Source organism: Sphingobacterium chungjuense (genome assembly GCF_011316935.1).
GTDB lineage: Bacteria > Bacteroidota > Bacteroidia > Sphingobacteriales > Sphingobacteriaceae > Sphingobacterium > Sphingobacterium chungjuense.
Genome location: NZ_WLYS01000009.1, coordinates 79,495 through 94,413 on the forward strand (window position 1 = coordinate 79,495; position 14,919 = coordinate 94,413).

The window sequence follows — 14,919 nt, forward strand, 5'->3', positions numbered from 1 at the left end:
TGATTTGGAAGGCGACTATAGACGCAGTCGCAATTGCGCACCATAAGTAGGTTTACTATTGGGGATAATCAATGTATTATCAGACCGTAAGTATTGTGGTCGATAGTTGAATACATTGTATACATTAAAGGAAACGGTAAGCCGTTCGGTGATTTCTTTGGATAGATTTAAATGAAAATTGCTGTATAAACCGGGTTGATTCTGGTTGTTCAATAATTGTTGTGTCTGTAATAGGTGGCGATATTGTACATTTTCAGGATCAAAATTTCTAATAACGATGTAATCCCCATTTTCTGTGTAATAACCCACCGGGATACCATCACTAGCTAATGTCTTGGTGCTATTAAGAATATTAAACTCTGCCGTAAAATTCACGAGCAACTTGGCTTTTGGAATATGTGTACTGGTGGTCAGAGCCGCATTGCTAGACATGGTCGCACGAAGTCGAGCTGGATACACACCCGTAACAGCATAGCCGACGTCAGTGCCCGGATTAGTAAAATCCTGTAAGTTTTGCAATGACCGAGCTTCCGTATGGGTGAATCCGCCACGTATATTAAAAACGGTTTGGATTGTTTCCCATTTTGGTGTTGATAATAATACTTCTATCCCACGATTGTACGACTTATTGCCGTTTCTAAATTCTTGACGGGTGAGTCGACGGACGTCAACGCCGTTTATTACATAAGGGATTTCTGCGGTTGGATTTGGATTACGCTCATAGCGATCCAACTCGATCTGATCGAAACCCCTCATGGTACCAATACCATTATTGTTACGTTTTTCGTATACGTTGATCGCTAATCGATAGCCTTTAGAAGCATACATTGCAGACAATTCAAATTGCTGGGATTTGCTCGGTTTTAAAGTCGAATTGTCGGGCACAAACTTGTCCACGTGCAATAGATAAAGGCTCTTCGCTGCATCTACGGCACCAGTTTCGGTCACCGCGGTATATTGGAATAGTGGAATCTCATAATACACTGGCCCGGGATACAGTTGTGCCAAAGCCGGTGCTTTGCTGGAGAAACCATAAGCCAAGCCGATACGCCAATTGGAGTTTAGCTCATAGCGCAAGTTGGCACGCGGTGATACGGTCACAAATTTTTCAAAAAAGTCCATTCGCGCACCTGCTCGCACATGCAGTGGTCGGTCGGCTACATCGACTTGGAAGACATCTTCTGCATACAAGCCAATTTGCTGTTGCGCCCGGATTTGGGTGTAATCATAATATCGCGCCGAACGGTTACTCGCTGTCGCCGCGGAAGCTAAACTATTCGGACGCGATGGATCGACGATCTGCCCAGCACCATTATTTTTAGAATAGTTATAATTGGCACCAAATTGAACTTGATGCGACACATCGCCGGTGTAATAACGACCTGTAAGATCCAAACGTGCACTGAAATCAATCGGCTTTCCCTCAATATGTGAAATCGAAGTATACGTGCCCGGACCGTAAATTCCTTTAGCGACACCTACTTCCGTAGCATCCGAATAGATCACAAACGTGCCATTCATTAATTGCTCTTTGTAGGTATTTTGATACGACTGGCCATACCGCATATTGAGTCCAATATTGCTGATGAATCCGTGATCAATCCGGTAATTGGATCGATTCGCCACACTAAAATTATACGTACGAAAACGTACAAAAGTACCGGTAGGATCATCCGGATCTTGCAAGATATTATCCAGATTACGATTATAATCAACTGTTAATGTGTTGGTAAATGCGCGCTCGCGGCCAGCAGCGATCGTCCACATGGCATTCCCACCCCAACGATCATAGGCTTTTAGCTTGTCGCGATTATCTTCGAAAGAGCGGGTGAAATTAGCCCCAAAAGAGAAGCCACCAAACTTTTTGGTTTGAAAACCTTTGTTCAAACCGTAAACCGTTGCATTATCACGCAATTGCATTTGAAAATGTAATGGGGAACTTCCTGCCATCCGATTGATAATGATCGCACCATCCGTTAAATCACCATAACGCGCAGAAGCAATACCAGCGACGATTTCTATACTTTCTATATTATCCGTAGGAATTTGTCTTAGATCCAATCCGCCGAAGGCATAATCTCCCGAATAATTGCCCGGAGCATTCGTGCCTCCTTTCAGTCCGGATGCATTGCCAAACACACCGGCATTTTCCATTCCCGTCATACCTGCATTTCGAGTTTGCATATTGGCATTATTAGACATGGCGATACCATCCATGATCAATGCAACACCAAAGGCATTGTTTAGCGCGAAGGCATCTCGCGAAGCAGCAGAATTGGTGGAATAGTTAGCCGTACGAAGATTAGCTTGCTGCACACGCTGTAACGAAGGTGCTTCGATCTTCTTGCCCGGCACGAGATTTAATAAATCATTCAAACTCAATGCGCCAGATTGCAAAATCACTTCGCGGTTGATGTAGATCGAACTGTTACTTTCTAACCGCGAATCTGCTGTTGGTGCTACAGACACCTCTTCCAGTCCCATGCTCAATATCGGCAAAGTAACATCTGGTAATCGCTGCTCCCCGGGCGAAAGATCGACTTGCAAACGCTGTTCTTGTCTTCCTAACAGCGAGATCGTCAAAAGTTCATTTCTTGCTTTTGTTGCCGGATAATGGAAACGAAATTCACCATTTTCACCTGTAATGAATCGTTGATCCATCGCCGGCAGATACACGGATACCGATTGTAATGGTGCTCCTTGCTCATCCATCACGCGCCCCGACAATAATCCAGTGCGCGAAGGTTTCATCAAAATATGCTTACCAGATACCTGCAATTCTACAAATGCTGCTTTTTCGATCGCTTTCAACACCGTACTCAGGCTGCCATTCACATCTAGTGAAATCCGCTTATCCAGCGAGATCCGTTGTTCGTCATACAAAAAGGTATAAGCAACCTGTGATTCCACGCGTTTAATAACTTGGCGCAAAGACATCTGATTTGCTTGGATAGCAATATGTTGCTGTGCGCTGACCTGATTGGTGCACAAACACAGTATGCACAGTAATTTGTAAAAGTGATTCATATTAATTCTGCTGTACATGTACAGTGTTCTGCTGCAAGGTGAAGCGATAATCGGTGGTATAGGTGAGATGATTCAATACGTCCTGAAGGGATTCCTGATCGATTGTACCTGAAAACTGTATCTTGACGGGCACATCGGTTTTCCATTTCACGCCATATTTTCGGGTGATTTGACGTGCTACTTCGTCGTAACCAGCATGGTCAAATACCAATAGTCCATCCGATACTTGACGTTCCTGAGCTACATCAAATGATTCAATCTGTCCGGATTGTGTATTTTTATCCCATACGTATGCTTGTCCGGGCGACAGGTATTTTTCTTGTCCATTGTGTGCTATAAGTACTTTGCCATGGAATAAGGCAACTTTCGTTTGGTTGTCGGTATCGTAGGCTTGCAAGTTGAACGAGGTGCCTAACACACGGACAGACAATTCCGCTGTATGAATGACAAATGGTATATCTTCATCGTGTTGTACCTCAAAAAATCCGCCTCCGTCTAATCTCACTTCACGCACACTATCTAGAAATGTTTCTGGATAAGAGAAATTCGAACCGGGAAATAACTTCACCAACGTACCATCGGCCAATGCGACGTGCATCATCTTTTTGTCGGGCACGTGTTGTGCTACCCACTCGATGTTACTAGAGGTTACAAGATGACTATCTTGTCTATGCATCCATACCTGATAACTGATAACGCCCATGAACAATAGCGTGGCAGCAGCTACTGCTGGCTTCCACAAACGGCGAACACGTGGTTTTACGGTTTTCCCGCGCCCCATGATGTGATTTAACAAGCGCGCCCTTTCCATCTGGAATTCTTCTTCGGTGGGTCGATCCACCAATAGCAATACCATTCGGCGTGCCTCCTCGGCTACATCAATTTGTTCGGGATGTTGCGCGAGCCATTGGTTCCAATAAGCGCTATCTTCCTCGTTTTTCGACAGACAATAATTCACAAAAGAGTGATCTGAAATCAGCTTTTCTACTGTACGATCTAGCATGTATTTGAGTTACTATATGGAGTAGTGGGCAAAGTCTACGACTTTTACCTATTTTTATTTAGAAAAAATCAAAATAATAGCCTGAAGAATAGCTATATCGCCGCGCATGCGTTTTAAAGCTTCATAAATTACATTGTAAACCGTTCTGACAGAAGCATTATCGAGCTCGGCAATCTCTTCGTATGAACGCTCTTCGAAGAAACGCCATTGAATATACCGACGTTGTTTTTTGGTTAACTTATCAAGTGCGCGTTGTAAGCGCTCGTGCATATCCATCACCTGCTCGATAGCAATGCGTTGCTCTTCGATCGAATCTTCGGCTGGTTCGTGCAATAAATCCTCGATTTGGCTGTGTGGTATTTCTACCTGACGGATGATGATACGCTTGAGCCAAGTAAACAAATAGAATTTGGGATCTACTTTCGTTTGCGGCAAGCGCTCGCGTCGTTCCCACAATTCGCAAAACAAGATATGTAAGCTTTCTTTGACCAATTCACGATCCCGGCGGATCGTCATCCCGTAGTGAAACAATGGCGTATAAATAGTATCGTACAGCTTCAAGAAGCTCGCACGATCGCCCTTAATGATGTTTAACCACGTATCTTTCATAGATATGGCAGCAAAGATATATATTATCTATAATTATTCTAAATTACTTAATGGAATTTTTCTAACTTATATCCTATCTAGTGAGCGACAATAAAAAGGGCGAATATCGTTTGATATTCACCCTTTTACGTGAAAATAGTAAAACCGTCCTGCGGTTCTATTGACAATTTTTGTATGGCAATTATTTTGTTTTTGTAGGTCGTACCTCGATCTTGCTTGGCAACACATTAGGATTCATCTGCAATAAATCTACCACCATTTCTCCTAGATCAGACGGTTGGATTTTCCACGCATCCTCGTCACTAGGTGTGTGATCGGCGAAATGTGATGTTACCGAACCAGGCATAATCGTCGTACACTTGATATCGTGGCTACGTAAATCCAGCATAGCGGCTTGCGTAAAACCTACGACACCAAACTTGGAAGCATTGTACCCAGCGCCGTTGACAAAAAAGTTAGTTCCAGCCAAAGAAGCGATAGAAATATAATAACCTTTGTGTTGCTTCAATTGATCGACAGTTGCTTTCAAGGTATGAAATACTCCTGTCAAATTGGTATCGATCATGGTGTTCCAATCCTCCAAAGATAACTCATCAATGGGCGCAAACTTTCCGACACCCGCATTGGCAATCACCACGTCCAGCTTTCCAAACTTGGCCACGATCGCTTCAACTGCTTTTACTTCGTCGTCAAAGTTGGTCACGTCAGATTGCAAAGCCAATACGTTGTCACTACCTAAGGTAGCTTTTGCTTTCTCGACGTCTTCTAACTTCCGGCCGGAAATAGCTACCTTAATGCCATTTTCGACTAACACTTTGGCAATACCAAAGCCAATACCTTTGGTACCTCCGGTAATGTAAGCTACTTTGTTTTCTATATTTTGCATATGTATACGGTGTGTTTGTGTATCTATTGATAGCGTAAAATTAAGGCATTTCGTGTTGGGTATTTTCAGACTAGCGTAATATTATGCCCATACTTTGATTATACTGATAATGACTCGTTTTGTTGTGCAGAGTTCATGGCAGCCCCTTTCCAGTACGATTGAAATAGTTCAAATAATTGTTCTGGAGATTCCTCCAGTTCGGAAGCCGAATACATAATATTGATTTCGTTCTGCTCTTTATCTACTGCCATGTTTTTGAGCATTTTGGATAGTCGTTTAGTATATTTTTCGTGATTCTCAAGTGTAACCACGACCAAGCGATCACCTCCTGATGTTTCTACATTAATATCTTTTACGTCGACCCACTCGCCTGCCCCAAAGGCTTTGGTAAGTGGAGCGGTACGTCCCACGAAACTTTTCTGTGTTAGGCTTATTAGAGGTGACTTGTCGTTCAGATCTCGTAATTTTCCAATCAATAATGCGCCCATAATCAGCAATAGTGCACAAGAAATGACTAGCGGTTTTATCTTAAGCTCCTGATCGATCCATCCTGAACTGTAGATTGCGATGCCCAAAAGCAAGACGCATATAGCACCAGAACTAAGTAATAGATTAACTGTTTTCCCTTTCTTCGCGTATAATTCAGTTGTTTTCATGGTGATGTTTTTGCGTTTACGGCACAAATGATGCCATCTTCGACGCACTACTCGCCAATTATTTCTGTATAAACTGTGCTAAGCTTTTATCACACACAATTGACAAGGCTTGTATTGAACTTACGAAAACTAATGAATAGTTTCAGAAAGAGATGCTACAGGTAGTTCAAACCAAAACGTACTGCCCTTTCCAGGTACGCTTTCTACACCTATGCGTCCGGCATGTCTATCGATAATCTCTTTGCACAAATACAATCCTATACCAAAACCGGAAATATTTTCCGTCTTTGCACCTATGACGCGATAAAAACGCTCAAATATATGTACTTGATCTTTCATAGTAATACCCATACCATCATCCTTCACGCTCACTCTGACCCAAGCATCACGTTTGGTACACGAAACATATATTCTGCTATTGTTAGGTGAGTACTTGGCGGCATTATTGATGAGGTTAAGCAGTACTTGTTCCAATTTATCTTGGTCTGCCATCACGATGGTGCGTTCAACAGGATGAAAGATAATTTTATGACTAGAGATTGTAGCTAATGCCTCTTCTTCTGCTATTTTAATTAAGTCGGTCAGATCGAAGTAGGTCTTATTTAGATATATTTTACCTTCGCTTACTCTTGCTACATCTAAAAAGCCATTAATCAACGTCGTCATACGATTTATCTGCCTGACTGCTTTCTTTGTAATATCTTTGGTAAAAATATCGTTCGCTTTTCTTGCCTTCCATTCCAAAATCTGTATATAACCCTTCAAAGCAGTTAGTGGTGAACGCATCTCATGACTCACAATTCCTATAAAATCTTCCTTGAGTTGATCACTCGCTTTGCGCTCGGTAATATCTAATATAGTACCATAGAAATGTTTATCTGAACCAGAAGTAGCTGGATCAGACACCTTGCCTACTGCGCGCAACCAACGTACCGCATTATCTGCCTTGCGCAAGATCCGATATTCTTCCTCAAATAAGGTATGGTTAGCAATAGCGTATTGCATGGCATCCCATATTCTTTGCTTGTCTTCTAACAGTGTTCCAAATCCATCATCTACATTAACAACTACATTATCGGAAAAACCAAACAATTCTCGACAATAGTTATTCACTTCGATAATTCCCGTCTCTATGTTCAGGTTGTACGTACCCATTCGTGCAGCTTCTACACTCAATCGAAGACTTTCCTCTTTCTCCTGTAGTTTTTTATTAAGCCGTGTTAGGTTTTCCTCTGCACGACGTAGATGTTCGTTCGTAGCTAACAACTCTTCATTCAATGCGATATATTCCTCATTGACTGTACCCAATTCTACATTGGCTTCCTGGAGCTTAGTGCGACTTTGCTCCAGCAGTTTGCGTGATTTAACCGTTTCGGTAATATCAGTTACGGTAGCAATAATAGCCTCCGGTTCACCTTCTGAATTACGCAAGGGTTTGTATGCAAAATCAATGAATTTACGATTGATCTTACCGTCTATCTCGGCAATATCTGCAGTTAACTCGGGTATAGCCAATTCTTCACCCGTATCTAGCACATTACGCAACAGATCCGGAAAAGGCTGATCAACCACTTCGGGAAATACATCGGTTAATCGACGTCCAATCACCTGTTCGGCTGTACGCGTCCAGATCTTCAACATAGGATCATTTGCAATTTCGATCACCAAATCTTGTCCTCGAATGATACACATACCCATAGCGGCATTCATAACCATTTCCCGCATTTGGTGTGCACTTTCTTCCACTGCCAAACGCGCTAATACCTGATCGGTCACCTCCACGGCCATATCGATAATACCTTTCACTTCACCGTTTTCCATCAAAGGAGCATATGTAAAGTTAAAATAACCGATTTCCAGCTTGCCATTGCGATGCAGACTTACCGGTGTATCATAACGTGACACAGGTTGGCCGGTAAGGTAAATGTCTTTTAATAAATCGTAAGCAGGTTGCCCTTTTAACTCAGGGAGCGCTTCTAGAATGGGGCGTCCCTGTATATCTGCTTCTTTATTTAGCAACTCTAACATGGTAGCATTAATCGCATCAACAATCATTTCCTCGCCACGAAAAACCACAATAGCTGCAGGGGACTGCTCGATGATCATTCGAAGATTATGCTCACTCTCCTTGCTTTTTAGACTCACTTCTATATTCTCGCGGTGAGCGGCTTCTAACTCACGAAACTTTTTCCGCAGTATCAATTTATTGATCACTTGCTGAGAAAGGGTCTTAAGTGCTTTCTTTTGCGTTTCATCTAATTTTCGAGGTTTTCGATCGATTACACATAAAGAACCCAGTGCAAAGCCTTCGTCGTCGACTAATGGCATGCCTGCATAAAATGAAATATGCGGATCGCCTGTTACGAGCGGATTATCTTGAAATCTGGGGTCTAATCGCGCATTCTCCACCTGCATTAATTCTGTTGGATTTAATATGGCATGTGCGCAAAATGATTGAGATCGTTCAGTTTCAGTTACATCCAATCCGCGATGTGACTTAAACCATTGCCGTTCTTCATCGACCAAACTAATCAGTGCAATGGGCGTTCCGCAGATCGCAGCCGCCAACTCAGTTAGTTCTTCATAGTCATCTTCAATGGCAGTGTCCAGAATATGGTAAGCACGAAGCGCAGCCAAACGCTGATGCTCCTGAGTGGTTTTTTTTTGCATAGAAACACTTCTGTGAAATAAGGAAGCTAAACAAATCTACACATTCTCAGCCGTAGATGGATGTAGCGACAAGGTGAAATTTGTAAACCTCTAGAGCGCCACCATTTTCATGTGTAGGAATTGCCGTAATGAGAGACTTTCTACTAAATTCTTGCATTTTTATAGACCAACAAGCGCTGTTTTCACGACTTCGCAAACCGAAATGATCTGATAAATATTGACCATAAAAAGTTCAAAACCTAGTAGGATGCGAACAATTCATTGTTACAATATTAGCCTGTATCAAAGCAATTCCCACCTATTTTAGGCTCTTTTTTATAATAATTATCTCAATAGCCACCATGACACACCGCTTATGCTAAAGCGTTTTATTCGCTAATAATCAGTTGTTTAAAAACTTTTAATCTAAAATAATGCTAAAAATTAGAAATTAATTTCTTGCGAAACCAACAAATTTGACATACATTTATTGTCAATAAGACAATTAATAATAAACCTATGTGGTTTGCATCATCAATGATCTGCCACAAATTGTGATACTGCTGATAAAGAAAACCTGTTAAAGAAAGTGTTTATGGTAGACGATAACGTGGACATCCGTAACTATGTAGCGAGAATTTTGGAGAAGGACTTTCAGGTATTTGCCCTGTCGGGTAAGCCAGATGCAGAAAGATTTCTTTCCGATATCCAACCAATTGCTACTACCCGTGCTGCAACAAAGCGAGAAGCATCAGAACTGGAATTATCTACTAAAATTACTTCAAACATGATGTGGAATCACGCACCCGTGATTCTATTGATTGCTAGTTCATCACCAGACATGGCGCTAAATGGACTTCGTGTTGATGCAGATAGTTTATTCGCGCAGCCATTTGATAAAGATTTACTCCTTGCCCATGTGCAGAGTCTGCTACAGCAACAGAATCAACAAAGTGATCATCCGGCCGAAGACATTCCCTTGCAGAAAGTGGAAACTAGAAGTGACGGACAAAAAAATGAGTTTCTCGAAAAAGTCACACATATCGTAGAAAAGCATTTGGATGATCCAAAATTCAATGTGCAAATGCTCGCTGAGGCCAGTTCTATGAGCCATTCCAATTTTTACAGACGGATAAAGTCCCTTTCAGGCAAATCGGCAAATGAATTTATACGCTTAGTCCGTCTAAAAAAGGTAGCGCAATTATTGGTAGAGACTGAGTACAATGTAAGCGAAGCAGCCTTTGCTGCTGGTTTCAATGATATTAAGTATTTCCGAGCTAAATTCTTAAAACTGTTTGGTATGAAACCATCCGAATACAAGAAGAAATACCTGATCATGCAACAGAAACAGCAGGTTGATATCCCACACTCCATGCTACCATCCTATTTGTAAGCCGGATACAAGGCCTTACATGCGCTAGTGCGACCGTAAAACGGCACGAAACACTGGCACTAAATTCCTTGATTACATAGTTCAGCCCTTATACTTTTCTTCGAAAAAGTATAAGGGCTGAGCCTTTTTTTAGCAAGCCTTCGGCTCATTGGCCGAAGGCTAGAAACTTCTAATTAATTTCCAACCAATACCGATCCACCATGAGTTGGGATCGTCATCGTATAGGTTTGATTTTTGCGATTTTCTGCTTTAGAAAATACGGTACGTGCGGAAGCATCATCTTTGTATTCGACTAATTTGCCGTTGGCCAACTTAGGCAAAGTGACCTGTACCGTTTTAGTCGTAGATTCTGCATTAATTCCAGCAATATACCATTGCTCGCCCTTGCGTCGTGCTAGCACCACATATCTACCCGGATAGCCATCTAAGAATAGCGTTTCATCCCAGGTTGTAGGAACTGATTTCATAAAATCGATTGCTCCTTTACTCGCATCGGTCAAGTTATTGGGCGTGATGCCAAAGTTTTGTACGGCACTTTGAAAAACAACGGCTGTAGCGATTTGAAAAGTTTCGCTAGTAATCCGCGTTTGTCCAGCAGAATTTGTGCGATTGTGTCTTTTGTTCAACAAAACCGGTCCAAAATCCATTGCCGCAACGCTATTCCGAATGAAAGGATGCAGCGTGGCATTGAAAGCTTCCATATCATTTGCGCGCTGTGTAAAAATAAGGTTCTCGGAAGCCAACACGGCTTCGCTCGATACAAAGTTAGGGTACATACGCTCCCAGCCTCTTGGCAGGGTACAACCATGAAAGATGACCAGTAGACCATATTCGTTCGCATCAGAAAGGATCGCTTCGTATAATTGCATGGTTTCCTGCTTATCGCCACCAAAGAAATCTACTTTGATTCCTTTAATGCCCGTTTCTTTCATCCATGCCATCTCCTTTTTACGGGCAATCGCCTCGTTCATCTTGTTTTTAGGTCCTTGCGGCGCGTCGTTCCAGTAACCGTTGGAATTGTACCAAAGCAATAGATCCACCTCTTTTTTACGCGCGTAGGCTGCCAACTCTTCGATCTTCTCGCGTCCAATATTGGTGTCCCACCAATTGTCTACCAGCGAAAACTCGTAGCCCATCGCAGCCGACAGGTCTACAAATTTCTTCTGGTCTTCTAGGTTGATACTTTCATCTTGCCACTCTAGCCAGCTCCAAGTCGAACGGCCAAACACATAATCTTTCGATGCTTTGTATTTGGCACCAACCACATCTTGCGTGATAGTGGTCTCGAGGATGGGCTGCAAGGTCTTCCCAACCGTTAGCGTGCGCCAAGGCGTAAATCCTGGCAAAGCAAATGCAGGTTGCACAGCGCCCAAACCGTTATTCTCACCCGGTTCAGGAAATGCAATAGCATACAGTCCGGTAGCAGTCGGCTCACCGAGTTTGCTGCCGCAATAGTTGCCATCTACACCCGTTTCCGAAACCAACACCCATCCTTTATTTTCTACTTTAAACAAGGCCGGAAAGGTAAAACCAACGCCATATTGGGATGCAGCACCTAATGGTGCATCTACCGTGTAATCCTCTTCGTAACTCGGTTTGGTCTTTTTCCAACCCACCATTGGTCGCGACTGCGGTGTCAAGAACGTGGTGGTGCGCGCTGGAAACTGAAAACCACTGTGCTCCTGCTGCATCACGATATTCGCTTGCTCGCCTTGTTGCGGAATGAAATAGCGAAAAGCTACATCATTATTGCTCACTTGGAAGGTCGTTTCGAAAGCCTGTTTTTCGCTGTTCTCCCATCTACACACTAATTCATTGGCCTGATAGCGTATATGGCTTTTCTTGAATCGCGATTCGCTGTATTGCTCATCAATAGCGCGTTCGTGTTTTAGCACGAAATTCAGCTTTTCTGCGAGCGCATGCGTTTTAGCGGTCAATCCTAGAGGCGACTTATCCAACATCATTTCCTGATCTAGGAACACGGAATAGCTCAGCTTTCCTGCATCCAAATGAAGATGAACGGCTAAGCGCGTATCCGGACTACGAACGACCCACTCCTGAGCCAACGCCGGAAAGGCAATAATTAGAGATAGTAGTAAACTGCAAAAAACAGGTTTCATGGGCATAAATATATTAGTTAAGGTAAATTCACTCGCTGTACATTCGAATAGTAGTATTCTCCTGACAAATTGGAAAGTACGCCTACGCGGACAAACACATAATCTAGATTGGCCAGCGATGCGGGCAAGGTCGTGCTCATACTCAAAGGTTGTCCTACCTGAATAGTAGCCGCATCCATCTCCACGCGATGCTCAAAGCGCCCTTGATCCGTCAGAATAGAGTGACCTACATAAAGTGCTACTCGACTCACATTCGCATTTGGGACCACGCGTCTGATGGAAAACTGGGCATTCAGCGTTGTGCCGGTCGCCGTGAAGGATTCGTTATCCAATACAAAATACGGAGTTACCGGAATATCGACAACCGTATTCCCGCGTACCGTGACTTCAACCGTATCCAAATTCCGTGGCAGCCATGGCGCATCGCCATTAGTTACCAACTTGTATGTACCATCAAATAAGGACGCGGAAAAATGACCTTCATGATCAATAAACACATCCATCGGAGTGCGTAGCTCATGGCCATCTTCCCAAAGTTGCAGTCTAGTTCCATCCGTTCTTACACTAACGGGATTACCTTCGTAGATGATAGTGCCCGACAAAGTAGACTTTGGTGCTTCAAAATTATCGTATTCGCAGCCCACCGAAAAAAGAGTCGCGAGGGCTAAGATAGATAGATATATGCTTGAATATTTCATAATAAAATCTTTTCTGATCGTAATACTGATTAGTTAAATGGATTTCGAACAATCTTCGGATTGTTGTTAATCACCCCTTGATCAATAGATGCATAATAGTTGGCCATCCGGAAAAGACGCGCGCGACGGAAACGTGTCGGACGAATGCGTTGGTAAATGTATTGTCCATTCGTAGGGTGCCCTGGGCGTACCACGCGATACGGATAAAGTCCATATACCACGGCATTGCGATCCGTTTCTTCTCCATTCCATACTAAGTGAGCGATACGCCAACGTTTCAAATCAAAATAGCGATGATCTTCAAATGCTAGTTCGACACGACGTTCTTTGCGAATCATATCCATTGTCAAATTGGAAATGCTATTAGCTGGGAAACCCGCACGTTCACGTAAAGTATTGATGTAAGTCGTGGCAGCACCTGTTTCGCCCAATTCAAAAGCAGCTTCGGCGGCATTCAGATAGATTTCGCCCATGCGATACCAAGGCCACCAGTTGCTGGCAGAGATACCGCGCGCACTCGCTCCTGAAGCATCACTCACCATCTTACGCAAATAGAATCCGGTATTACTCACATCCTGTTGATTGTCCGCAGGGCCATCAAACCCCGTCCACAATCCGCCATCCGCCGCATAATTATCACCTAATCGTGATGTCGTACGTAGATCATAGCCACCATCTTGCCACACGGCTACACCAGCTTGAATGCTGGTATTCCGTCCTTTAAACGTGGTTCCCGCATAGATCACTGTACCGTAAAGTCGTCCATCTTTGTTGGCAAAGATATCTGCAGGATTGGCGTACACGATGTAATTTCCATTCTGGTCGCGATCGCGAATCGTACCGGCAGAGCCATCCAGATAATCAAAACTTTCTACAAAGCTCAACGAAGGGCTCAAGGCAGACGAGGATTCATTGTCTTCGGTAGATCCTTTTATGATATTCTCATACGTGAAACCATGTACCTTTACGCCTGTTTGAAAGTCCTTCGCAAAGATTACCTCTGCATTATTTTTGGCATTCAACATCGTGTAGAAATTCTCCCCTTTATTGGCATTGGCATTGAACAAGCTATAATTTGAATTGGCCATAATTGCGCGAGATGCCGTCAAAGACTTTTGGTAATAGTCGCTGGCCATACTCGCAGGAATACCCACTTCGCCGCCCGGCGTGCTAATAGGCGCGCCCATCAAGTTATTGTATTTGGCGATAGACGCTGCGTATAGCATGGAACGACTTTGCAAAGCTAGCGCCGTAACGGTATTTGCACGTGTTCTGCTGTTTGCATTCGTTGCCAAATGATCCTTAATGGCTTCCGTCTCGCTGAAAATGAAATCATAGACCTCATGCTCCTTGGCTCTAGGCATTTGCAGAGGCTCCGGATTTCCACTAAAATCGTAGATCAATTGCGTAGTCACCAAGGGTACTCCACCCATGCGCTTCACCATTTCGAAGTACACTGATGCGCGAATAAAGCGTAACTCTGCATTAAAAAGTTGTTTCTGCGCGGCAGTCAAACTACCACCAAATTGTTCTATGCCTTCTAGTGCTACACTGATATCACGGATCAATCCGTAATCCCAGTACCGACCGTAATCGTCACCGTATTGAAAATCATTGCGCCAGTTTTGATCGCGGTGGCCAGACCACATGGCGTCGTCTATTTCGGACATACCGCCGGTATTAAATACGCCTTGCATAGTTGGCAGACGATTGTAATAATTCGCCAATAGCGACGTGATTAGTACGGGATCATTCCAAAGCTGTTCATCAGTAATGAGGTTTTTTGACGGTCGATCAAACCATTCATCATGTTTACACGAACTCGCCGATAGCGCTGCCGCTACAAGAAATATAATCAATTTAGTCTTCATGTCTTTA

10 protein-coding genes are annotated in these 14,919 nt (G+C 43.3%); 1 reads left to right on the forward strand and 9 read right to left on the reverse strand.

Annotation, left to right across the window (positions count from 1 at the left end; translation table 11 throughout):
- Positions 1–15: 15 nt before the first annotated feature.
- From GKO22_RS16105 to GKO22_RS16130, 6 genes are all read right to left on the reverse strand, one after another.
- A complete protein-coding gene (locus GKO22_RS16105; protein WP_166336860.1) occupies positions 16–3,027 on the reverse strand; it encodes a TonB-dependent receptor in 3,012 nt (1,003 codons plus the stop codon).
- A 1-nt stretch (position 3,028) separates the two neighbouring features.
- Positions 3,029–4,030: a FecR family protein gene (locus GKO22_RS16110; protein ID WP_166336862.1), complete on the reverse strand. Its 1,002-nt coding sequence runs from the start codon at positions 4,028–4,030 to the stop codon at positions 3,029–3,031.
- Between the two features lie 54 nt (positions 4,031–4,084).
- Positions 4,085–4,639, reverse strand: coding sequence for an RNA polymerase sigma factor (locus GKO22_RS16115; protein ID WP_166336864.1), 555 nt, complete (start codon positions 4,637–4,639; stop codon positions 4,085–4,087).
- Between the two features lie 181 nt (positions 4,640–4,820).
- Positions 4,821–5,525: an SDR family oxidoreductase gene (locus tag GKO22_RS16120; RefSeq protein ID WP_166336866.1), complete on the reverse strand. Its 705-nt coding sequence runs from the start codon at positions 5,523–5,525 to the stop codon at positions 4,821–4,823.
- A 98-nt stretch (positions 5,526–5,623) separates the two neighbouring features.
- Positions 5,624–6,181, reverse strand: coding sequence for an STM3941 family protein (locus tag GKO22_RS16125; RefSeq protein ID WP_166336868.1), 558 nt, complete (start codon positions 6,179–6,181; stop codon positions 5,624–5,626).
- Positions 6,182–6,310: 129 nt separating this feature from the next.
- A complete protein-coding gene (locus tag GKO22_RS16130; protein ID WP_166336870.1) occupies positions 6,311–8,851 on the reverse strand; it encodes an ATP-binding protein in 2,541 nt (846 codons plus the stop codon).
- Positions 8,852–9,425: 574 nt separating this feature from the next.
- Between GKO22_RS16130 and GKO22_RS16135 the strand changes: the two genes are divergently transcribed.
- Entirely contained in the window at positions 9,426–10,223 is a 798-nt protein-coding gene (locus GKO22_RS16135) for a helix-turn-helix domain-containing protein (protein ID WP_166336872.1), read from the forward strand.
- 173 nt (positions 10,224–10,396) lie between these two features.
- Here GKO22_RS16135 and GKO22_RS16140 read toward each other — a convergent pair whose 3' ends face one another.
- From GKO22_RS16140 to GKO22_RS16150, 3 genes are read right to left on the reverse strand one after another with little or no spacing between them, the layout of a single operon-like run.
- Positions 10,397–12,343 carry a glycoside hydrolase family 97 protein gene (locus GKO22_RS16140; RefSeq protein ID WP_166336874.1) on the reverse strand — a complete coding sequence of 649 codons (1,947 nt, stop codon included), beginning with the start codon at positions 12,341–12,343 and terminating at the stop codon, positions 10,397–10,399.
- A 17-nt stretch (positions 12,344–12,360) separates the two neighbouring features.
- The gene (locus tag GKO22_RS16145) at positions 12,361–13,041 is read right to left on the reverse strand and encodes a DUF3823 domain-containing protein (RefSeq protein ID WP_166336876.1); all 681 of its coding nucleotides are present in this window, start codon (positions 13,039–13,041) and stop codon (positions 12,361–12,363) included.
- 29 nt (positions 13,042–13,070) lie between these two features.
- Positions 13,071–14,912 carry a RagB/SusD family nutrient uptake outer membrane protein gene (locus tag GKO22_RS16150; protein ID WP_166336878.1) on the reverse strand — a complete coding sequence of 614 codons (1,842 nt, stop codon included), beginning with the start codon at positions 14,910–14,912 and terminating at the stop codon, positions 13,071–13,073.
- Positions 14,913–14,919 lie beyond the last annotated feature (7 nt).